At 47.8% G+C, this 22,962-nt stretch carries 18 protein-coding genes and 1 tRNA gene; 5 read left to right on the plus strand and 14 right to left on the minus strand.

All coding sequences use genetic code 11. The features are described from left to right. Positions 1 to 47: 47 nt before the first annotated feature. From H3001_RS02275 to H3001_RS02285, 3 genes are all read right to left on the minus strand, one after another. On the minus strand, positions 48 to 653 hold the full coding sequence (locus H3001_RS02275; protein WP_178244907.1) for a porin family protein: 606 nt from the start codon (positions 651 to 653) through the stop codon (positions 48 to 50). Between the two features lie 202 nt (positions 654 to 855). Then, positions 856 to 1,866 (minus strand): 2-oxoacid:ferredoxin oxidoreductase subunit beta, encoded by a 1,011-nt coding sequence (locus tag H3001_RS02280; protein WP_178244905.1) that lies wholly within the window; start codon positions 1,864 to 1,866, stop codon positions 856 to 858. A 3-nt stretch (positions 1,867 to 1,869) separates the two neighbouring features. Then, positions 1,870 to 3,723: a 2-oxoacid:acceptor oxidoreductase subunit alpha gene (locus tag H3001_RS02285; protein ID WP_178244903.1), complete on the minus strand. Its 1,854-nt coding sequence runs from the start codon at positions 3,721 to 3,723 to the stop codon at positions 1,870 to 1,872. Positions 3,724 to 3,907: 184 nt separating this feature from the next. Between H3001_RS02285 and H3001_RS02290 the strand changes: the two genes are divergently transcribed. Then, positions 3,908 to 3,979, plus strand: a tRNA-Arg gene (locus tag H3001_RS02290). 58 nt (positions 3,980 to 4,037) lie between these two features. Here the strand turns inward: H3001_RS02290 and kbl are convergent. Next, the gene (kbl, locus tag H3001_RS02295) at positions 4,038 to 5,228 is read right to left on the minus strand and encodes a glycine C-acetyltransferase (RefSeq protein ID WP_181213980.1); all 1,191 of its coding nucleotides are present in this window, start codon (positions 5,226 to 5,228) and stop codon (positions 4,038 to 4,040) included. A 148-nt stretch (positions 5,229 to 5,376) separates the two neighbouring features. Here kbl and H3001_RS02300 point away from each other — a divergent pair, with 148 nt between their 5' ends. Further along, the gene (locus tag H3001_RS02300) at positions 5,377 to 6,339 is read left to right on the plus strand and encodes an NAD-dependent epimerase/dehydratase family protein (RefSeq protein WP_178244482.1); all 963 of its coding nucleotides are present in this window, start codon (positions 5,377 to 5,379) and stop codon (positions 6,337 to 6,339) included. Between the two features lie 122 nt (positions 6,340 to 6,461). On the opposite strand, the gene H3001_RS02305 is transcribed toward H3001_RS02300, so the two are convergent. The 9 genes from H3001_RS02305 to dapB all read right to left on the minus strand — a co-directional run bounded on the left by H3001_RS02305 (position 6,462) and on the right by dapB (position 18,616). Beyond that, positions 6,462 to 8,789 carry a glycoside hydrolase family 20 protein gene (locus H3001_RS02305; protein WP_178244481.1) on the minus strand — a complete coding sequence of 776 codons (2,328 nt, stop codon included), beginning with the start codon at positions 8,787 to 8,789 and terminating at the stop codon, positions 6,462 to 6,464. Positions 8,790 to 8,963: 174 nt separating this feature from the next. After that, complete coding sequence (secDF, locus tag H3001_RS02310) at positions 8,964 to 11,960, minus strand: protein translocase subunit SecDF (protein ID WP_178244480.1); 2,997 nt, start codon at positions 11,958 to 11,960, stop codon at positions 8,964 to 8,966. A gap of 201 nt (positions 11,961 to 12,161) precedes the next feature. After that, positions 12,162 to 13,226, minus strand: a complete 1,065-nt coding sequence (locus H3001_RS02315) for an endonuclease/exonuclease/phosphatase family protein (protein ID WP_317170746.1) — start codon at positions 13,224 to 13,226, stop codon at positions 12,162 to 12,164. Positions 13,227 to 13,248: 22 nt separating this feature from the next. Next, positions 13,249 to 14,145: a rhomboid family protein gene (locus H3001_RS02320; RefSeq protein ID WP_178244479.1), complete on the minus strand. Its 897-nt coding sequence runs from the start codon at positions 14,143 to 14,145 to the stop codon at positions 13,249 to 13,251. After that, complete coding sequence (locus tag H3001_RS02325) at positions 14,117 to 14,794, minus strand: rhomboid family intramembrane serine protease (protein ID WP_181213981.1); 678 nt, start codon at positions 14,792 to 14,794, stop codon at positions 14,117 to 14,119. Before H3001_RS02325 ends, H3001_RS02320 begins: the two co-directional genes overlap by 29 nt. Positions 14,795 to 14,802: 8 nt before the next feature. Beyond that, on the minus strand, positions 14,803 to 15,450 hold the full coding sequence (locus H3001_RS02330; RefSeq protein WP_181213982.1) for a WbqC family protein: 648 nt from the start codon (positions 15,448 to 15,450) through the stop codon (positions 14,803 to 14,805). 3 nt (positions 15,451 to 15,453) lie between these two features. Then, positions 15,454 to 16,371: a signal peptidase I gene (gene lepB / locus H3001_RS02335; RefSeq protein WP_317170747.1), complete on the minus strand. Its 918-nt coding sequence runs from the start codon at positions 16,369 to 16,371 to the stop codon at positions 15,454 to 15,456. A gap of 59 nt (positions 16,372 to 16,430) precedes the next feature. Next, the gene (gene lepB / locus H3001_RS02340; RefSeq protein WP_178244475.1) at positions 16,431 to 17,855 is read right to left on the minus strand and encodes a signal peptidase I; all 1,425 of its coding nucleotides are present in this window, start codon (positions 17,853 to 17,855) and stop codon (positions 16,431 to 16,433) included. 5 nt (positions 17,856 to 17,860) lie between these two features. Next, a complete protein-coding gene (dapB, locus tag H3001_RS02345) occupies positions 17,861 to 18,616 on the minus strand; it encodes a 4-hydroxy-tetrahydrodipicolinate reductase (protein ID WP_181213983.1) in 756 nt (251 codons plus the stop codon). An 82-nt stretch (positions 18,617 to 18,698) separates the two neighbouring features. Between dapB and H3001_RS02350 the strand changes: the two genes are divergently transcribed. Next, entirely contained in the window at positions 18,699 to 19,982 is a 1,284-nt protein-coding gene (locus H3001_RS02350) for a DUF2851 family protein (protein ID WP_181213984.1), read from the plus strand. Here the strand turns inward: H3001_RS02350 and H3001_RS02355 are convergent. Continuing rightward, on the minus strand, positions 19,979 to 20,911 hold the full coding sequence (locus H3001_RS02355; RefSeq protein WP_181213985.1) for a tRNA-dihydrouridine synthase family protein: 933 nt from the start codon (positions 20,909 to 20,911) through the stop codon (positions 19,979 to 19,981). The genes H3001_RS02350 and H3001_RS02355 overlap by 4 nt on opposite strands. 71 nt (positions 20,912 to 20,982) lie before the next feature. Here H3001_RS02355 and H3001_RS02360 point away from each other — a divergent pair, with 71 nt between their 5' ends. Then, entirely contained in the window at positions 20,983 to 21,390 is a 408-nt protein-coding gene (locus tag H3001_RS02360; RefSeq protein WP_178244471.1) for an acyl-CoA thioesterase, read from the plus strand. After that, the gene (gene dprA / locus H3001_RS02365; RefSeq protein ID WP_181213986.1) at positions 21,387 to 22,502 is read left to right on the plus strand and encodes a DNA-processing protein DprA; all 1,116 of its coding nucleotides are present in this window, start codon (positions 21,387 to 21,389) and stop codon (positions 22,500 to 22,502) included. The genes H3001_RS02360 and dprA overlap by 4 nt, the downstream gene beginning before the upstream one ends. The last annotated feature ends 460 nt before the right edge of the window (positions 22,503 to 22,962 follow it).

Below are 22,962 nucleotides of genomic sequence, written 5' to 3' on the forward strand. Positions count from 1 at the left end.
TATCGGAAGTCTGTCGCGGTTTTCTTTATTCCTTATCCTGCCGGATATCAGAACATGTATGCCAGAGATACCTGCCAGGTATTCTTCTTCATATTGATTTCAGGACCTTCATAATCTTCGGATACCGTCTTGGCCATCTTGCTGATACCGAAGTTGTAGTTCAGACCCACCTGTACATGACGGAACAACTTGACACCGGCACCTACGTTGAAGGTAGTATAGCAGGTCTCCATATCGAAAGCCTCTGCAAAATGACCGCTTCCGATATTAAATCCGAACTGAGGTCCGGCTGCCACATAAACTCCGGCAGTACTTCCCAGTCCGAAGTTCCATTTCAGGTTCACGGGAATTTCCACCGACTTCAGTGTGTTACTGGTAGAAGCAGTCTCGCCTTCGTAAGATACACTGGCGCGCGCATCAGTCTGGCTGTACAACGCAGCTACGTCGACTCCCAGTCCCAGCAAAGGAATGGAAAATTCAGCCATCGGACCGATAAAGAAGCCGGTACGGTTATCTCCATCAAAAATATCTTCAGAGAAAGTCACGGTAGAAACATTCAAACCTCCCTTCAAGCCCACACGGACCTGAGACTGTGCCGGCAATGCCATCCATAATGCAGCCACGCACAACAAAACTGATAAAATTTTCTTCATAAACACCTTTTGTTTTAAAGCTATAATAAGCGAAAATAAGAAATTTTTACGAATTATACAAATCCGGAAGGCTACTTGCTGGAAATATCTCCTTTTAAACCTCGATTATCTGTTAAATATACGGATACTTATACAAAAGAAGGAGATGAATTCCCAGTGGGTTCACCTCCTTCTTTCCGATAAATAATCTCAACCTTACCGGTTATTTGATTTCCCAGGTATCATTGGTTTCGAGCAGTTCTTCGAACGAATGATAGTTCTTCTTGGCAGAAACCTCGGCAATCTGTGCTTCGACGGCAGCCTCGTACGTAGGCGCCTCTACGTCGCGGATGACTCCCAGTGCAATCGGGAAGTCGGGACCTTCCATCAATGCCAGTTTCAACTGCAGGGTATGGTCTTCGCAATGAGCGTCGTGAACCAGGATGTCTTTTTCGGTAATGCCGTTTTCGCCGAGCCGGACCACTTTCAGGCCAAAGCCTTCCTGCATCAGACCGAACTCATGATTCGGACCGAAAAGCATCGGTTTGCCATGTTCCAGATAAATGGCATTTTTCTCACGGTCTTCTTTCTTGGCCACGGCATTGTGGGTACCGTCATTAAAGATCACACAGTTCTGCAACACCTCCACTACGGAAGTTCCCTTATGCTTGGCAGCCGCCTTCAGTACCTCGACAGAAGGACCACCGTCGACAGCCACACAGCGGGCAAAGAAACGGCCACGGGCACCGAAGCACAATTCTGCCGGACGGAAAGGATCTTCTACCGTACCGTATGGAGACGACTTGCTGACAAAGCCACGGGCCGAAGTCGGAGAATACTGTCCCTTGGTCAGTCCGTAAATCCGGTTGTTCAGCAGAACGATATTAATGTCAATGTTTCTGCGGATAGCATGAATGAAGTGGTTTCCACCAATGGCCAGTCCGTCACCGTCGCCCGAAATCTGCCAGATGGTCAGATCCGGATTGGCCACTTTGGCACCGGTCGCAATGGCTGCTGCACGTCCGTGGATGGTATGCATGCCATACGTATTCATGTAATAAGGCAGACGAGAAGAACATCCGATACCCGAAATCACTGCAATCTGATGTGGAGGGACTCCCAGTTCTGCCAATGCCTTATGAAAAGATCCCAAAAATGCGTGGTCTCCACATCCCGGACACCAGCGGGGCTGACCCGCCTTATAGTCGGCTGCTGTATATTTTGTTTCACTCATGACTTATTCCTCCAATATTTTGGTAAATGCCTCAACCAGTTCCTGTACCACAAACGGCTGACCTTTTACCTGATTAAACTGATGTAAATGGATTCCTTCTACTTTCATGCGCAGATAGCCTGCCAGCTGACCCATGTTCTGCTCAGCCACCACCACTTTCGGATAACGGCGCAGCAGGTCGGCCACATTACGCGGCAGCGGATTGATGTAGCGCAGGTGCAGCAGTGCAGCCTTCTTGCCCTGCTGGTTCAAGGTATCCATGGCCGAATGCAAGTGTCCGTACGTACCGCCGAAACCGACAATCAGCAAATCGGCATCCGGATTTCCCTCGACTTCTGCTTCGGGAAGGGTATCGGCGATGCGGGCCACCTTCTCTGCACGCAACTGTGTCATCCGGTGATGGTTCTCAGGTTCTGTAGAGATGGCACCGGTCTCTCCGCTCTTTTCCAAACCGCCGATGCGGTGCATGAAGCCTTCGGTACCCGGCACCGCCCAATAACGCACCAGATTCTCCGGATTGCGCTGGAACGGAGTCCATGTCTGTGCCATATCCGGTGTCACGTAAGGAGGACAGATAGCCGGATATTCCTTCAAGTCCGGAAGATGCCATGCCGCAGAACCGTTTGCGATATAAGCATCGGTCAGCAGCACTACCGGAGTCATGTGCTCCAGGGCAATCTTGCAGGCCATATATGCCGCATCGAAACAATCGGTCGGTGAAGCAGCCGCAATAACCGGCATCGGACTCTCTCCGTTTCTTCCGTACAACACCTGCAGCAGGTCGGTCTGTTCCGATTTGGTCGGAAGTCCCGTAGAAGGACCACCCCGCTGTACATCCACAATCACCAGTGGCAATTCGGTAATTACTGCCAGGTTGATGGCCTCACTCTTCAGACAGATACCCGGTCCGGAAGTGGTAGTGACGGCCAGTGCCCCGGCAAAAGAAGCTCCGACAGCCGAAGCACAACCGGCAATTTCATCCTCGCACTGCACGGTCTTTACGCCCAGCGACTTGTGCTTGGCCAGTTCATGAAGGATATCCGTAGCCGGAGTAATGGGGTAAGAACCCAGATAAAGTTCCAGACCGGCCTTCTCAGCAGCAGCAATCAGTCCGTAAGCCGTAGCCTTATTGCCGTTGATATCCATATAACGTCCCTTCTGCTTCTGGTTCTTGTTGGGAACCATATAGCTGGTAGAAACAGAAGCATGGGTGTTTTCACCGAAATGATAGCCGTCGTAAAGCACCTTGATATTGGCCTCTGCAATCTCCGGCTTTTTGGCGAATTTCTCTCTCAGCAACTTCTCACCTACCTGAATATCCCGGTGGAACAACCAGCAGACCAGTCCCAGGGCAAACATATTTTTAGTCCGCATGATAGTCTTGTTGTCCAGTCCACTATCCTTCAGACTCTCCTTGCACATGGAAGTAATGGCAGCTTCTACCACTTCATTCTTGATACCCAGTTCCGAAAAAGGATTTTCGAGTACGAACTGCGCCTTTTCCAGGTCGCGCTTGGTAAAAGAATCCGTATCAATGATAATCACAGACTGAGGCTTGCAATACTTGTACTGGGTTTTCAATGCGGCCGGATTCATCGCGATCAGCACATCGCACTTGTCACCCGGAGTATAAACCTTGCCTGAACCTATATGTACCTGAAATCCCGAAACACCGGTCAGCGTACCTTGCGGGGCACGGATATCTGCCGGATAATCAGGGAACGTACTGATATCATTTCCCTCGGTAGCTGAAATATTTGAAAACATGTTTCCAGCTAACTGCATGCCATCACCGGAATCGCCCGAAAATCGAACTACTACATCTTCCAGTTCTTTGACAATCATTTCTTCTGCCATAATATATTCTTTAAAGTTCACAAAATCAATAGATGCAAAAATGGCGAACTTACTTCAAAAAACAAAATAAAAAAAGATTTATTTCCACTCAAGTCTGCCACAGTCTTTTTCCGGTAAAAGTGCTTGGGTTTTTATTCGAAAAATATTGGGATATTCTAAAAAATACTTACTTTTGCAGAAGATTGCCCTTGTAGTTCAACGGATAGAATAGAAGTTTCCTAAACTTTAGATAGGGGTTCGATTCCCCTCGGGGGTACAGACAAAAAAAGGATGCCTGATGCGGCATCCTTTTTTTATTCCTCTTGCGAAGGAGATTATTTGATTACATTCAGTTCTTTTCCCACCTTGATAAAGGCTGCGATGGCCTTGTCCAAATGAGCTTTTTCGTGTCCGGCAGACAACTGCACACGGATACGTGCCTGTCCTTTCGGAACCACCGGATAATAGAATCCGGTAACGTAAATGCCTTCTTCCTGCATCTTGGCAGCAAAGTCCTGAGACAGTTTTGCATCGTACAGCATTACGGCACAGATGGCACTCTGTGTAGGCTTGATGTCGAAACCGGCAGCCAGCATACGGTCGCGGAAATAGTTCACGTTCTCTACCAGTTTATCGTGCAGCGCATTGCTTTCCTTCAGGATACGGAACATTTCAAGGCTGGCACCTACAATGGCAGGAGCGACTGAGTTGGAGAACAGATAAGGACGTGAGCGCTGACGCAGCATGGCAATGATTTCCTTCTTACCGGTAGTGAAACCACCCATCGCACCACCGAAGGCCTTGCCCAGGGTACCAGTAAAGATATCAATCTTGTCGTATACGCCAAACTGTTCGGCAACTCCGTGTCCGGTAGGACCTACCACACCGGCAGAGTGAGACTCATCGACCATTACCAGCGCATTGTATTTCTCGGCCAGTTCACAAATCTTATCCATCGGGGCCACATTACCGTCCATAGAGAACACACCGTCGGTAGCAATGATGCGGTGACGCTGTGCCTGTGCTTCCTGCAGACAACGTTCCAGGTCGGCCATATCGGCATTGGCATAGCGGTAGCGTTTTGCCTTGCAGAGACGTACGCCGTCGATGATGGAAGCATGATTCAATGCATCGGAAATAATCGCATCTTCCTCTGTGAACAACGGTTCAAACAAACCTCCGTTCGCATCGAAACATGCTGCATACAAGATAGTATCTTCAGTGTGGAAATAATCAGAAATGGCAGCCTCCAGCTGTTTATGCAAGTCCTGAGTTCCGCAGATGAAGCGAACCGACGACATACCATACCCGTGTGTATCCATTGCCTTTTTAGCAGCCTCAATCAGACGCTTGTTGTCGGACAATCCCAGATAATTGTTGGCACAAAAATTAAGTACCTCATCCCCTTTGCCAACACGGATATCGGCACGCTGAGGGGTAGTGATAATTCGTTCGTTTTTATACAAACCGGCAGCTTCTATCGCAGTCAGTTCCTGAACCAGAAAGTCTTTAAAATTGCTATACATACCTGTATCAAATTTAGGTTTATTATGGTACAAAGATGCAATTTTTTCCCGAATATCTGAATAAGAACAAATAAATAATCGTTTTTTACGACAAGGTTATTGCAAATTACTATCTTTGCAATCATAATAAATCCAAAATATTGTTCAAATGAAAAACATTTTGATCATTGGTTCTACCGGACAAATTGGTTCGGAGCTGACCATGAAACTACGTAATATCTATACAGGAAACGTAGTTGCCGGCTATATCCCCAATGCTGCTCCTCAAGGAGAATTGAAGGAATCCGGACCTTCTGAAGTGGTGGATATCACAAATGCACAACAGATTGCCGATGCGGTAGAGAAGTATCAGATTGATACCATTTACAACCTTGCAGCCCTGCTGTCGGCAGTAGCTGAAAACAAGCCCCAGCTTGCCTGGAAAATCGGAGTTGGCGGGTTATGCAATGTGCTGGAGGTCGCAAGAGAAAAAGGGTGTGCAGTATTTACCCCAAGTTCTATCGGCTCATTTGGTCCTGGAACTCCTAAAGATCAGACTCCACAGGATACGCTTCAGCGTCCGAAAACCATGTACGGAGTAACCAAAGTAACCGGAGAATTGCTGAGCGACTACTATTTCACACGTTTCGGGGTAGATACCCGTTCTGTCCGCTTCCCTGGACTGATTTCGTACGTGACTCCTCCGGGAGGTGGTACTACCGACTATGCCGTAGACATCTATTACGCTGCTGCCAAAGGAGAAAAATTCCAGTGTCCGATTGCTGCCGGTACTTACATGGACATGATGTACATGCCGGATGCACTGCGTGCTGCCATTGAGATTATGGAAGCCGATCCGACCAAACTGGTACACCGCAACTCTTTCAACATCGCTTCCATGAGCTTTGAACCGGGAATGATTTATCAGAAGATAAAGGAATATGTTCCGGAATTCGAAATGGAATATGCAGTAGACAGTCTGAGACAGGGCATTGCCGAATCATGGCCAAACTCACTGGACGACAGTTGCGCAAGAGCAGAGTGGAACTGGAAACCGGAATACGACCTGGATGCAATGACCAGAGACATGCTGGAGAAACTGAAACTGCGTATCCAGAACCATCAGCTTTAATTAAGACCGCATTACTGATTTTATATAAAAAAGCCAGCCTGAACATTCAGACTGGCTTTTTTATGCTGAGACTGAAGAGGAAGGCTTTACGCCCTCTTCTCCCATATATGTCGCATACGGCATTATTCCACACCGATTTCATCGACAAAGATGAATCCCGGACGTCCTTTTCCCCAATGCCATGCAGGCAGGCTGTTTTCCGGCTGCGCAATGAGTTTCACATAACGTGCCTGTACCGGAGCGAATGTCAGTTCATGAGTATAGATTCCGTTCTTGTCGTTTTCCGATACGGCAGGATATGATTCAGAAGCCACTTCCTTGAAGTTCTTTCCGTCCTCGGATACTGCTACCGTAAACTTGCGCAAGTCGACAACTTCCTCACCGATTTCCACGTAAGTACGTACCCATGCTTTTTCAACGGATGTAAGTTCTTTCAAATCGACTACAGCTTCCATATCGTTCTTCTGGAAAGCAATCCACTGACCCGTACCGTAGTTCGGTCCACCGGCCATACCGTCTACCAGCGTCTGTTCTCCTTTGAACTTATAGCGCTCGCAGATCGGTTTCAGCATCTGGATAGGTTTCAGAGTAGCCTTATTAAAGGTAATGTCCTTTGCCAGCAACAGTGAAGGTTCTCCATCACGGATAGCTACCGCCTTCAAGGCAACTGTAGAATTGATCTTCAAGGTATCAGAATACAACTGAGAATTTACAGTAGGTTCTGTTCCGTCAAGAGTATAGTAAATAGGTGCATTGTCAACCGTACTCAACACCACCTTCATCACACCTTCATTGAAGTCGGGAAGATACAAGGCAGATACACCCAGTACGTGCTTAGCATAATTGTAATGCTGCTGTTTGTACACCTGAATCAGCTGCGGAAGACGTTTCAGGAAACTTACGTAGTCTTTCTTTTCCGGCATGGTCCACTGTACCTCTGAGAGGGCAGCCATACGCGGCAATTCCATGTATTCTACGTGGCTGAAAGTAGGAATGTATTCTGTCCACAAGTTAGCCTGTACACCGATGATATAAGATGCCTCTTCCGGAGTAAGTGATGACGGAATCGGTTCATAGCTATACACTCTTTCTACCGGCAGACATCCTCCGATAGCCAACGGTTCAGATTCGATTTCCGCAGTCTGGTAATAGTCGAAATAAAGGTAAGAGTTAGGAGTCATGATGGCCTGATGTTTCTGGCGGGCAGCTTCAATACCTCCTACTTCACCACGCCATGACATCACGGTAGCATTCGGTGCCAGTCCGCCTTCCAGGATTTCATCCCATCCGATGATCTGACGTCCCTTGCTGTTCAGGAAGTTTTCTGCGTAGTTAATGATATAGCTCTGCAAACGCTGTTCCTTTGTATGCTTAGCATCCGATTTCAGTCCCAGTTCCTTGATCTTAGCCTGGCATTTCGGACAAGAAGCCCAACGGACCTTCGGACATTCGTCTCCACCTACATGAATATACTTTGAAGGGAAGATTTCAGTCACTTCTTCCAGGACATCAGTAATGAACTGAAGGGTCTTCTCATTACCGGCACACAATACGTCTTCAGAAACTCCCCAACGCTGCCACAACTGGTAAGGACCACCTGTACATCCCAGTTCCGGATAAGCAGTCAGCGCAGCCAGCATATGGCCCGGCAGGTCGATTTCAGGAATAACGGTAATGTGACGTTCCTGTGCATAAGCCACAATGTCTTTCATCTCTTCCTGAGTGTAGAAGCCACCGTGAGGAATGCTGTCGGAAGAATTCCAGTCTTTTCCGATCACTGTACCCGGACGTACCGAACCCACTTCAGTCAGTTTGGGATACTTCTTGATTTCCACACGCCATCCCTGGTCATCGGTCAGGTGCCAGTGGAAACGGTTGATGTTATGCAGGGCAAGCATATCGATGAATCGCTTCACCGAATCAGCCGGGAAGAAATGTCGGGATACATCGAAATGAGCTCCACGATAAGCAAAACGAGGATAATCGTTGATGGTTACTGCCGGGAATGTCAGTTTGTCACCGGCTTCAGCTTCAGCAATGGACTTACGCAATGTCTGTACGCCATAAAATACACCGGCTTCCGAAGCACCGGTCAGAGTAATCAGGTCAGGATTCACCTGCAGTGAGTAAGCTTCCTCGTTGTCGGATGCCAGCGCCAGTGTCAGCACAATGGCATTTTTAGATGCAGGTTCATCAGTCACTTTCAGTTTTACCCCTGTCTGGGCATTGATATATTCTGCCAGGAACTCAGCATTGCGTTTCATGGCTTCATTCCCTTTCGGGTACGTAATCACCGTATTTCCATTCAACTGGAATTCGCCGGAAGCAGCCGGAAGAATCTCCTGAGGAAGAGGTATCACTTCATAGTCAGCTTGTTTTACCACAGCGGAAGAACACGAGGCCAACCCTCCACAGACCAATAGTGAGAAGAAAAGATGTTGGATTTTCATCGTTAATAAATTTAGATTAAACTTGAATATAGGTTTATGAAATTTCAATTTTACGCAAATATAAGTAAAATATTTAATAAAAGCAGGCTCATAAAACGAAAAGACCATACCCACAAAAAAACGGCTGCCAATATTGCGATTGACAGCCGTTTCCATTCATACTATTTTATCAGATCAAGCCTGTGCTTTTTCTGTATCTTTCATTGTATGTCCCATTGTAAGGTAAGCCACAGGAGCAGCTACGAACAATGAAGAGAGAGTTCCGATTACGACACCCAGAATCATTGCGAAGGCAAAGCTACGGATACTGTCACCACCCAGGAACAGGATACAGAGCAATACGATCAATGTACTTAAAGAAGTATTGATGGTACGTGCCAGAGTCGTATTCAATGAGTCGTTGAACAGTTTTGCACGGTCGCGTTTCGGATACAGGTGGAAGAATTCACGTACACGGTCGAAGATTACCACCTTATCATTGATAGAATAACCGATAGCGGTCAGGATAGCACCAATGAAAGTCTGGTCGATTTCGAGTGAGAACGGCAGAATTCCATACCCGAGAGAGTACATACCGATAATCAGTACGGTATCGACTACCAGCGCTACAGTTGCACCCACACTATAAGCAATGTTACGGAAACGCAACAGGATGTACAAACCAATCACAATCACAGCCAGCAGGACAGACCAGATAGCAGAAGTCTTGATATCGTCTGCGATACTTGGACCTACTTTCTGAGAACTGATGATAGAACCACCGGCGCGGTTATCACGGTCGATGAAGATTTCGAGTGTAGTACCTTCACCCAGCAAGTTACCTTCTTTCAATGCGTTGTACAGGAATTCCTCGATTTCCGCATCGATTGTCGGTGAATCTTCTTCAATACGATAGTTGGTAGTCACACGGATAGTCTTGCCGTCGGTACCCAAGGCAATAGCCTGTACGTTAGCATCACCTACTTTCGGCTGAAGCAGATTGCGGACAGTTTCCGGCTGAACAACCTGTTCGAACTGAACCACAAAGTTACGTCCACCGGTGAAGTCGATACTCTGTGCCAGACCACGGACAAAGAATGAAATGATACATACAACGATTACGGCTCCCCAAATAACGAATGCACGTTTGGTAACACCCATAAAGTTGTAATGAACATTCTGCATCAGATTCTTAGATACACCGGTAGTGAAAGTCAGGTGCAACCATTTTTCCTTACCCATATAGTGTTCGTAAACCAGACGAGTCAAGAACACGGCTGTAAAGAATGAACACAAGATACCGATGATCAATGTAGTGGCAAAACCACGGATCGGACCAGTACCGAAGTTAAACAGGATAATACCTGTCAGGATAGAAGTCAAGTTAGAGTCGAAGATTGCAGAGAATGCATTTGAGTAACCTTCAGACAACGCCTGCTTGGTTCCCTTTCCGGCTCTCAGCTCTTCCTTCGTACGTTCATAAATCAATACGTTCGCATCCACGGCCATACCCAGTGACAATACCATACCGGCGATACCGGACATTGTCAAAGCTGCCTGGAAAGACGAAAGAATACCCAGTGTAAAGAAGAAGTTGACGAACAATGCGAGATTGGCAACCATACCCGGGATCAATCCGTACATTGCACACATATAAATCATCAATACAACCAAAGCTACCACGAATGAGATGATACCCTGGTTAATTGATTCCTGACCCAGTGACGGTCCGACGATATCTTCCTGAACGATGCGTGCAGGAGCCGGCATCTTACCAGACTTCAACACATTGGCCAAGTCCTTAGTCTGTTCCGGAGTAAAGCTACCTGAGATTTCAGAGTTACCACCGGTGATTTCACCGTTTACACGAGGTGCACTGTATACAAAACCGTCCAATGCGATAGCGATAGAACGGCCGACGTTCTGTTTAGTCAAAGCAGCCCAGCGACGAGCACCTTCTGTATTCATTGACATGCTTACAGCAGGCTTGTGGAACTGGTCGTAAGTATCTCTGGCATCTGTTACTACATCACCTTCCAGCGGAGCGCGTCCGTTGCGTTCAGTAGACTTGATTGCATACAATTCGAAGATACGTCCTGACTTATCCCATTCAGAAGCAGCAACGCCCCACATCAGTTTCAGGTCGCGCGGCATGATGTCCTTGATTTCCTTCATGCTCAGGATACGGTTCACCTCAGCAGTATCCTTGTAATCTGCATAAGCTACTACAGGACCTACTTTGTTCGGGTTCAACTGCAGAACAGACAGCAACGGATGTTCTTTCTTCACACGTTCCATATCAGCAGCTGAAGTTGAAGAAGCAGTTTCTCCCTTCAACGCAGCAGTCAAGCTGTCTTTTGCAGATACTGCACTTGCTTCTGCCACCACCTTGGCAGCTGCTGTGTCGGCAGCTACAGTATCAGTAGAAGCCACAGCCATCAGGTCGCGTGCACGAGCATCAGCGGAATTCAATACTGGAGTAATTTCACCGGCTTCGAAAGTTTCCCAGAATTCCAGGTTAGCAGAACCCTGAAGAAGTTTTCTTACACGTTCCGGTTCCTTGATACCCGGAAGTTCCACCATGATACGTCCCATCTTGCCTTCCAATGTCTGGATGTTAGGCTGAGCCACACCAAAGCGGTCAATACGAGTACGCAATACATTATATGAATTGTCTACAGCGGCTTTTACCTCAGCACGCAATACGGCTTCCACTTCCGCATCAGTACTGCGGGTGTTTACCTTATCCTTCAACTGCTGAGTGGCAAAAAGTTCTGCCAGGCTGCCGTTAGGAGCCAATTTCTTATACTCACGAACAAACAGGGTAATGAAATCTTCCTGACTGGTAATCTGCAATTTTGCAGCCTCTCCTACCGCCTTGTTAAAAGCTTCATCCGGTTTGTTGTCAGCCAAGGCTTTTACCACATCCGGTACAGAAACTTCCAAAATCACGTTCATACCACCCTTCAGGTCAAGACCCAACCCGATTTCCATCTCACGACACTGTTTCAGCGTATAGCTGCCCAGCCAAACCTTTTCATTCTGTATAGAATCAAGATAGTGTGCTGCACCCTTCGGATCCTCAGCCGCCTTGTTCATGTGATAGCGGGTTACAAATGAGAACGAAAGATAGAACACACAGACAAGGGTCAACAATAACGCAAAAACCTTTACGAATCCTTTGTTTTGCATGTTACTTAAATTATTATATTTACTTTTTTAATTTATATACGTTTATTCAAGGTTGCAAATATAGTTTTTTTTTCCTTTACATATGGAAAGCTTCTTAAATATTTCTCTGTCAAAGGGAAAAAATGCATCGATATCACATGAATATTCCTTTATCAAAATAAGTTGGAGAAAATACCGGGGCCCCATCCCGGCACTGGAGGATTATTTTTCCAATACACACCATACCGGATAATGGTCCGAAGTACGAATGGAGCGGTCTACCTTGCACTGCAGTACACGAAACGAAGGACTCGCAAAAATGTGGTCGATACGAAAATAGAAATGGTTTTGATTGTAACTGAAGCCTACCCCCTTCCCGGCCTCCACATACGCATCAGTCAGCACATTATTCACCACACGGTGAGCGTACGAAACCGGAGAATCATTGAAATCTCCGCAAAGCAGCATGTAACGTGCCTGGTTGCGCTCAAGCACTTTGACAAGCGTGTCGGCCTGGGCTGCGCGGATGGGACTTGCCGCAGCCAGTTTATGCAACAGGTATTTTCCCCCTTCCTGTGCTTCTCCGCCCGGAGATTTCAGCAAATCATGATAAACCTCTTTATCGTGTCCTGTCAGTTTATTCGATTCCAAGTGATTATTGATCAATATCAGTGTATCTTTCCCCATTTTCAACCGATACAAGACACTGCCGTTCGCCTGGCTTTTATAATTAATCTTCCGTGAAGACAGAATCGGATAGCGGGAATAGCAGGCCAACTGACTTCCTCCTCCCAGTGGAGTATGCTTATAATACGGATAATCGGCCAAGACCTTATTGATTTTCTTCAGACTGAGACGACCGTCGGTCCTGAATTCCTGCAGACAGATGATATCGGCACCGCTCTCTTTCAGGTACTTCAAGATAGAATGTTCCTCATCCCCTTCTTCCTTCGGAAATCCCTCTACGTTATAGGTCAGCAACTTGATGCTTTCTCCAGAAGGCTCTTCCCAGGTACCCAAAGGAAAATAAACCTTCAGACTCCCCCATCCCAGCAGCAGGGTAAAAAGCGACAGACACATGAACCAGCGCCGGACAAACAGCCAGACGAAAACAAACCCCAGCACCCCTGCCATGAATATCGGAAAAGCCAGTCCCGCACACGACCAGACCGGATGCCGGTAAGGCGAGATATAAGGACTATATGCACAAACCAGAAAGCCGATACAGACCATCAGGTTGGCAAGAAACAATAAAAAGACGATAATATTTCCGAAAAACTTCATCATATGCTGATTCTTCTGCAGTCGGTCATTTTTTACTTGCGTCAAACAAACTTTTCTTCTCTTCCTCGCTCAAACTGCCGTAACCCGACTTCCGCAATTTATCCAGAATACGGTCAATTTCTTCCGAAGAAGCCTTTTTCCGGGCATTAAAATCGTAATCTTTCTGTTTTTCTCCGTAATGGACCTTCATTTTCGGCTTCCGCGCAGACGGTTTCCAGCCGGTGCTGAACACATCCAGCGTCTTGTTGATCCATTTGGTCCAGTCGGTACCTTTTCTCAGTCCCACCGAAAAGCACCAGCCGGCCAGGGCACCTCCCAAATGTGCGATATGGCCTCCGGCATTTCCCGAAGTCATAAACAGCAGATCCAGAAGAATCATAAACAAGGCCACGTATTTCAACCGGACACTGCCCAGGAACATAAACTGTACCGGATAATCGGGCTCACGCTCGGCAGTAGCCACTACAATGGCCAGTACGGAAGCCGAGGCACCGACCAGATACGAACCGTAAATCTTATCTTCAAAATACGGGAATACATTGTATGCCAGCATGTAACACAATCCGCCGCAAATACCTCCCAGGACATATAAGCCCCGCAAGTGCTTGGATGAGAAAAACTGCAGGAACAAACGTCCGAACCAGTACAGCCAGAGCATGTTGAACAGAATATGCAATACGCCGGCATGCATGAACATATAAGTCAGCAGCGACCAGGGTTGCCAGACAAACCGCTCCAGCCACGCAGGCAGTTCCAGGTAATTTACCCAGAAAAGACCGGTTACATTAAACAGCGTACAGATGATTCCAATCAATGATACCAGCAGAAAGACACCGGCATTAATATAAATAAGCTGTGTAACGATATCCCCTTTTCTGAAATTATCCTTTAAACTAGTAAAATATCTGCTGTCCACCGCCATTTTTCTTCCTCCAATAGATGATTAATACAAAGCCAAACAACATTCCGCCCAAATGAGCAAAATGCGCGACATTGTCACTTGCACTTACTCCCAGCAGGAACTCCAGCACGGCATATCCGAGCACGAAGTATTTTGCCTTAATAGGGAAAGGAATAGGGAACACAAACATCTCGCTGTTTGGGAAAAGCATACCGAATGCCAGCAGAATGGCATACACCGCACCCGAGGCTCCCACCGTGGTCAGCTGGTTCAGGAACTCAGCCATCGGAATGACTCCGGCTCCTGTATCCACTCCATCGTAGTTCACCCAGGTAGTCAGGTATTCCACATACTGCACTCCTTCCTGAATCAGTCCAGCACCAATACCGCAGACAATGTAGTAAAGCAGAAAGCGCTTGGCCCCCCACACCTGTTCCAGTACCCGTCCGAACATCCATACGGCAAACATATTAAAGAAGATATGCTGGAAATTGGCATGCATAAACATGTACGTAACCAGCTGCACCAGATTAAAATCGGAAGCCAGAAAGAAATGCAGGCCCAACAAATTCTCGGCATCAATGCCATACCGCCGTGCCACAATGCTTCCAAAGAAGCAAAGCACATTGATAATCAATAAATTCTTAGTTATTGTAGGTAGGTTATTCATACTTATTTCTATCTTTTTGATTTTACGACACCATCACGGAGCACCAGGATACTTTCCGGCCCCATATTAAACAACAAGTCCACGATACTCAGGTTGGGAAGGAAACCATGCTTCAACTCAAAAACCTGATAATACGGTTTCGGGAAAAAATCCGGATCTGCCACCCGGAAATCTTTTTTAGGATGAATCAGTTCCCGGAAATCATCAACTCCCTTCCATTCCGGCACATACTCCTCCGTAATGCACATCTGCGCTTCCAGATCCATCTGCCGGCACACCCATTCGCATAAATCCCAGTTGAAATCAAACAGGAATTCATACTTATGCTCATAAAAATGAGCCAGTTCGTCTGCATAATAGTCAAAAAAAGGACTCTGCTTGTATGCCGCCACCAGCGCATTCCAATGTACATGCCTCCAGTTGCCGTGGTCCGAAATACGGATATCCCTCATTCTGACCTTGTCCGACTCTTCTTTCTCGGTAGGCACCGTCAATGCCAGTTCCCCTCCGGCAGAAGCAATCACGCAGCGGTTCCGGTACGTCTGTTTCACATAATGGTCTTCCCCTTCCACGTAAATTTTATCATACGCAAACAACTTTACATAATACTCTACCGGGGGCAGATAAGCCGAAGTCAATATAATTTCTTTCTCCATATATTATTGCACACGTTGTAAAAACCTTTCCCAGGAGACTGGGAACCATATACACCAAGCCTTACCGATCAAATGGTCTTCGGGAACAAACCCGAACAGACGGGAATCACAGAGGTTGACAGGATCATTGGCAGACATCCAGTAGTAATTCTTGGAAAACGTATACTCCTTTACCGGAATACCTTCCACCCATAACGTATCCCCTTTGATTTGCGCCTGCCTGCCTTCGTGCTGCACGATGGTATTGCACAGCAAGGCCCGGTTCCATGGATATACCTTCACAGAATATCCCCTCGCCGGCACCACAAAAGGATAGGCTTCTTTGTTCTTTTCAGTCTGGTTCAAGGGAGTAAAGGTCAGATAATCACCCGCCTTTTGCGACAGAAGATACAGTTCATAAGCACTGAAACTCCGGATATAGTCTCCATTTTCCGTATATCCGACCAATGTATTTCCTTTTATTCCTACCACATCCAGCAGCGCCAGCAAAATATCCTCCTTGCTGCCCGGATACGTATAAAGGGATTTCGCATCCGGACTGAAGACAGGACTGCCCACATCCATCATCTCATGATTCAGCATCAGAGTGTCTCCCGGCAGCCCGGTACACCTGCTGATAAACAGTTTGCGGAACTCCAGCCGCTGTCCGGGATTCTCAGGCTTGGGATTATTGAACAACACCACATCTCCCCGTTGTACGGGGCTGACACCCAAGCGATGATACCCCCATACAGAAGGAAAAGGCAGACGCAAGCCATAGCTCCACTTGTTCACCAGTACCCCCTCACCCTGATACAGACTGTTCTCCATACCCGAAGAAGGGATAAAGCAAGAAGTGACAAGCAGTGCTTTTACAAGCAACACTGCCAATACGGTTCCTGCCGCCAACTTCCACCTTATGTTGAGTTTTCTGTTATTCACGCATCTCCCTTTTTGCCCGTTTTCTGCCATTTATCAGAAAACAAAGCACTTACGAAACACTATTTTATTGAATCCACTAACTTAAAGAGACGGTTCCAGCGGATTTTTCCATCCATCCATCCCCGGTCCTGATTCAGAGACAGCCAGATAAAGATAGGCTTACCGACAATATGGTCTTCGGGTACAAATCCCCAGAAGCGTGAGTCGGCCGAGTTATGACGGTTGTCTCCCATCATCCAATAATAGTCCATTTTAAAAGTATACCGGTCGGTTTCCACTCCATTGATATAAATCTTGCCGTCGCGAACTTCCAGTTCATTGCCCTCATAGGCATGAATCGGACGCTCATAAATCGGCAGATTATCCAGAGTCAGTGTCACCGTCTCTCCTTTCTTAGGAATCCATACCGGACCGTAATTGTCTACTGTCCAACCCGTATACTTATTTACCGGATACAGTCCGCCAGCATTGTCTTCCGGTACATCCTTGATGTCTGTTACCAGGTCCTTGCGTGCCAGCAAGGCAGCCTTCGCCTTTTCCGTCAAAGGCATGTTATATACAGATTCCTCTACATAATAAGCCGAAAGATCTTCCCGGCTGATACCAAGTTCATGACACAAGTCTTCAGGCAACTGTCCCTTGGTGTAAACCAGGTAACGATACTGAACATTATCCGGTTCTTTATTGGGCTTTCCGTCCAAATATACAATGCGGTCCTTGATTTCCAGTGTCTGGCCAGGCAATCCCACACATCGCTTCACATAATTCTCTCTGCGGTCAACCGGACGAGCCACCAGTTCACCGAACAACTGCGGATTCTGGTCGATGTATTCACGTCCTGTCCGATAATAGTACTCATAAGCCTGACGCTGCTGTTCCAGGGTCAGTCCTGAAATATCAATCGGTTTGGACAGTTCCCGGCCAGCCTGAATGCTCAGACGGTAGATATCCTCGGCTGGAATAGCCGTTGCCACCGTATCTCCGGCAGGAAAGTTAAATACAACGATATCGTTCAGTTCCACCTTTCCCAGTCCATCCACACGTTTATAGTCCCACTTGATCCACTCCAGGTACGACTTACAGTTGAAGACAGGCAAGGTATGCTGTGTCAGCGGCATATGCAGCGGAGTCTGCGGAATACGTGCTCCGTAACTCATTTTGCTGACAAACAGATAATCTCCCACCAGCAGCGACTTTTCCAGAGAAGAAGACGGAATCACATAATTCTGAAAGAAATACAGATTCACAAAGTAAACAGCCACCAGGGCAAACACAATCGCATCCACCCATCCCATGACCGTTACCACCGTACGGTTAGTAGAGCGCTTCCACCATGTCCAAGGAATCTTCTTTGAAATATATACATCGAAAATAAAAGGCACGACAATCAATCCCAGCCAGCTTTTCAGCCAAAGCAGGAAAAGCAGGTACAATGCCAGTACCACGCCGAACTTTATCCACTGTTTCCGTGAAGCCTGTATCATATCACTTAAAATTGAAATAAGTCACTCATTCCTAAAAATCCCTCATGCTGAGCCGTATATTCAGCTGCCAGTACCGCTCCCAGTGCAAATCCTTTCCGGTTTTTCGCATCGTGCGTAATGACGATAGAATCGGCTTCCGATTCATAGCGGATGGTATGAATACCCGGAACCTCTCCTTCGCGAATGGCACTGACCGGCAACTCATCCGCCGCACAGTCGGTAGTACCTGTCACCGTACCGTCGGGGGCTGTCAGCGTACCCATTACCCACTTGTTCTTCCGGTCCAGATTCTCCAGGATACCCTCAGCCAGCGTAATGGCCGTTCCACTCGGAGCGTCCAACTTATGTACGTGGTGAGTTTCCACCATTGAAACCGAATAATTGGGGAAGTTGTTCATGATTTTCGCCAGATACTTATTCACAGCCGAGAAGATGGCTACTCCCAGGCTGAAATTAGATGACCAGAACAAGGTCTTTCCTTCTTCCTGGCACAGACGGCGCATTTCCTCACCGTGCTCACCCATCCATCCGGTACTTCCTGATACCACTTTCACTCCCTGGCGGAATGCCTCCAGGCAGTTGCCGTATGCCACCGAAGGAGCCGTAAACTCAATTGCCACATCGGCCGAGCGGAAAGCCTCTGAATCAAAATCCTGACGATTATTTACATCGATGATACAAACTATCTCGTGACCCCGGGAAAGAGCGATCTGCTCGATTTCCCGTCCCATTTTTCCATATCCTATTAATGCTATTTTCATAAAACGCTAATTATTTTAGCCACAAAGATAACGTTTTTCATTATTAATCATTACATTTAGCGAACATTTACACCTCGTTAACATGGAACAACTTTTACATTATGTATGGAAGCACAAGCTTTTCGACTTGAAACCGTTGCGGACGGTTACAGGAGAATCTCTTGAAATCCTCGACCCGGGGTTGCCCAATGCCCATGCCGGCCCGGATTTCTTCAATGCAAAGATAAAAATCAACGGCATGCTCTGGGTAGGAAATGTAGAAATCCACCGGCGCGCTTCCGACTGGCTCCGCCACCAGCACCAACTAGACAAAAACTACGATTCGGTCATCCTGCACGTTGCCGAACAAATCGACTGCCAAGTCACACGCAGCAACGGAGAAATCATTCCTCAGCTGGCTCTCCATTGCCCTCCTTACCTACAGACACAATACGAAACCCTGCTTCGCGAAGACCGCTACCCCAGTTGCTTCCGCATCATCCCCAATCTTTCGGCACTAACCGTCCACAGTTGGCTCAATGCCCTGCAGAGCGAACGCTTTGCCCGCAAGACCCAGCAGATCGGGAATTTGCTGAACCAGACCGACAACGACTGGGAACAGGCTTTCTTCATCATCTTTGCCCGCAACTTCGGGTTTGGGGTAAACAGTGATGTTTTTGAATTATGGGCCCGGAACATTCCCCTGCAGGCCGTCAACAAGCACCGGGACAGCCTGTTCCAGATTGAAGCGTTCTTTTTCGGACAAGCCGGCTTGCTGGAAGAGCTTCCGGCCGATGATTACTCGGAACGTTTAATCAAAGAATACGGATATTTAAGGCATAAGTTCGGATTATGTCCCTCCAGCGAATGCCGTTGGAGATTATTGCGCATGCGCCCGGGCAATTTTCCGCACATACGGATTGCCCAACTGGCCTGTCTGTATCACCGTTCCCAGGGACTTTTCTCGCAATTGATGGAAACCGCCGATTTAAAATCACTGCGCGACCTGCTCAAAGGCGGCACCTCCGAGTACTGGCTCACCCACTACCGGTTGGGCGAACTTTCGGAGGCACGTCCCAAAGCACTCAGCAACACCTCCATCGACCTGCTGATTATCAATACCGTCGTGCCTTTCCTGTATGCCTTCGGGAAACGGAGAGACGAAGAGTCTCTGCTGCTGCGTGCAAGTCGGCTGCTGGAAGAAATCAGGCCCGAAAACAACCACATCATCCGGCTATGGGGTGAATGCGGCATTAAAGCCGCACACGCAGGAGACAGCCAGGCACTGATTGAACTGAAAAAGAATTACTGTGATACCAAGAAATGCCTGTACTGCCGTTTCGGCTACGAATACCTGAAAGCCGCCGTTCCGGATCAACCGACTTAAATCCGGCAGGCTTCTCTCACTCCCTGCAGATACCGCTCCAGGCTTTGGCTCTTCAGTATCTGTTTCCGGGCTTTACGGTCCATGTCCGGCAACAGATACTCCCATTGTGTCTTCATTTTCTGCAGCAGCTGTGCATCTCCGCCTTCTATCACCGATTCGTAATGAGCATATATCCGGCGGTGCATCTCATACACTTTCTCATACAGGCAGGAACGGTCCATTGCCACCCCCGTACGGAGAGCAACGGCCAAGGACGGATCGGCCAAGAGTCCGCGTCCCAGCATCACTCCCTTCAGACGAGGGTATTCGTCCAGCAGGTGCCGGACGGCATCGGCCTCCGTCAAATCCCCGTTGTACACCAGCGGCAGTTCACAGGCCTCATAAAACGAACGGAATTCCTCCTGATTGACACTTCCCTTATACTGCTGCTTGCCGATGCGCGGATGCAGCACCACCTCCTGCACCACCGAACGGTTCAGCAGCGGAAGCACATTTTTCCACTCATCCGCCTCTTTCCATCCCAGACGCATCTTGACGGTAAAACGGACCTCTGTCCAGTGGGTCATCACCTCCAACAGTCCCGCTATCCGGTCGGGAAAGGCCAACAGTCCCGAACCTTTTCCACGGTTGGCAATCAGCGGGAACGGGCAGCCCATATTCAGGTCAATCTCCCGGTATCCCAATGCCGTGACCATCCTCACCAGCTGGTCAAACTCCTCCGCTTCCGAAGCCACAACCTGCGGTATCAGGCGGTTCACTTTATTTTGTTCCGGCAACAGTTCCCGCCGGTCTTTATTTCTGATACTTCCCTTTTCCAGACGCACAAAAGGAGTGTAATACGCATCCACTCCTCCAAAAACCTCACTGTGCGCATTTCTCCACGCCGCCTCCGTATATCCCTGTAACGGGGCCGCATAAATTGCTTTCATAATCTCTTGCATAACAGGAACAAATATACAGATATTTCGCTATCTTTGTAAAATACACATTAAAAACATTCATGGACAACTATATTTTTGAACTGAAAATGAAGGTGCGCGACTACGAATGCGACCTTCAGGGCATTGTCAACAATGCCAACTACCAGCACTACATCGAGCATACCCGCCACGAGTTTCTCCAGACGGCCGGTATCAGTTTCGCACAACTGCATGAGGAAGGCACCGATGCCGTAGTGGCCCGGCTGAACATGGCTTTCAAGACTCCCCTGAAGAGCGGAGATGAATTTGTTTCCAAGCTGTATCTCAAGAAAGAAGGAATCAAATACATTTTCTTCCAGGACATTTACCGCTTGCCCGACATGAAAGTTGTCATCAAGTCGACCGTCGAAACCGTCTGCCTGATTCACGGACGCCTGGGCACCAGCGAACAGCTAGACCAAACCTTTGCCCCCTATCTTTCTGAATGAGCAGCCAGGAGACCCTCTACCGGATGGCTCTGACTCGACTTCCGGGAATCGGAATCATCGGGGCCCACAATCTGCTGAAAGCAGCAGGCAGTGCCACATGTCTGTTCGAGAACCGGAAAAACCTCTCCGAACTGATCCCCGGCATTGCGCCCCACATTGCAGCTGCCTTTGATGCCCCGGAAACACTCCGTATCTGTGAGGCCGAACTCCGCTTTGCCGAGAAAAACCAGATTCAGTGTCTGACGGAAGAAGACGAGGCCTATCCTTCCCGCCTGCGCGAATGCAGTGACGCCCCCATCGTGCTTTTCTACCGGGGGAATGCTGATTTGAACCAGTCGCATGTAATCAGCATGGTAGGAACCCGCCATGCTACGGAATACGGGAAGGACCTCTGCCTGCAGTTTGTCCGTCAGTTGCAGGAGCTGCTCCCGGATACATTGATTGTCAGTGGACTGGCGTATGGAATCGACATACACGCCCACCGGGCTTCCCTGCAACAGGGCTTGGAGACCATCGGCGTACTGGCACACGGGCTGGACCGTATCTATCCGGCTGCGCACCGGGGAACGGCTGCCGAGATGCTTCGTCAGGGAGGACTGCTCACTGAATTCATGAGCGGAACCAACCCGGACCGGCAAAATTTCATCAAACGGAACCGCATCATTGCCGGCATGAGCGATGCCACAATTGTCGTAGAATCGGCGGAAAAAGGTGGTTCTCTCATCACTGCAGACATTGCAGAAAGCTATCACCGCGACTGTTTTGCATTTCCGGGACGCATTACCGACTCGTATTCGGCCGGTTGCAACCTGCTGATACGTACCAACCGGGCTTCCCTCATTCAGAGTGCAGAGGAACTGGTAGAGGCCATGAACTGGAAAGAAACAACCGTACGGCCTCAGGCCATACAGCGACAGCTCTTCCCGGAACTTTCCGAGGAAGAAGAGAAAATTATCGAATGTCTAAAGATGTATCCCGACGGCATGCAGATCAATACCCTGGTGGTGCAATGCAATATCCCCGTCAACCGCATGGCCAGCCTGTTGTTTGATATGGAAATGAAAGGAATGGTACGGACACTTGCCGGAGGCATGTACCGCCTGCTTCAATAGAAACTTCGGATAGGGACAAAAAAATGGGAGAACGCTTTCTCCCAACCTTGTTAACCTTAAATCTAATACTATGAAAAAAATCACGAAACAAAAGTAACGTTTTATCTCAAAAGCACAAAATAATATTAGATTATTACTAAATGTTTAAAACTATTTTGCATTTCGCGATGTTCACGTACACAAAATAACAATCTTGCAGCCCACAGTTCATCTCTTCACCCCCTTTTCCCCTTCTGGAAGGGATATTCAGTAAATGTCCCTAAAAAGTAAGGTGGCATATAAAGTCGATAGAGTATAATCACTTTATATGCCATTGCTATTGCCCTTTTTCTGTGTTTTTTCATATAATCCTATCAGTTGGACATGATGTTCCGGAAGAAGTCTGATGACCTCTTCTGCTCCTGTCTGTAAATTCATGTCATGCCGCTTTAGCTGTTCTGCTCGTGACCTTGTCTATCAT

The sequence above is a fragment of the Phocaeicola faecicola genome (assembly GCF_013618865.1).
Lineage (GTDB): Bacteria > Bacteroidota > Bacteroidia > Bacteroidales > Bacteroidaceae > Phocaeicola > Phocaeicola faecicola.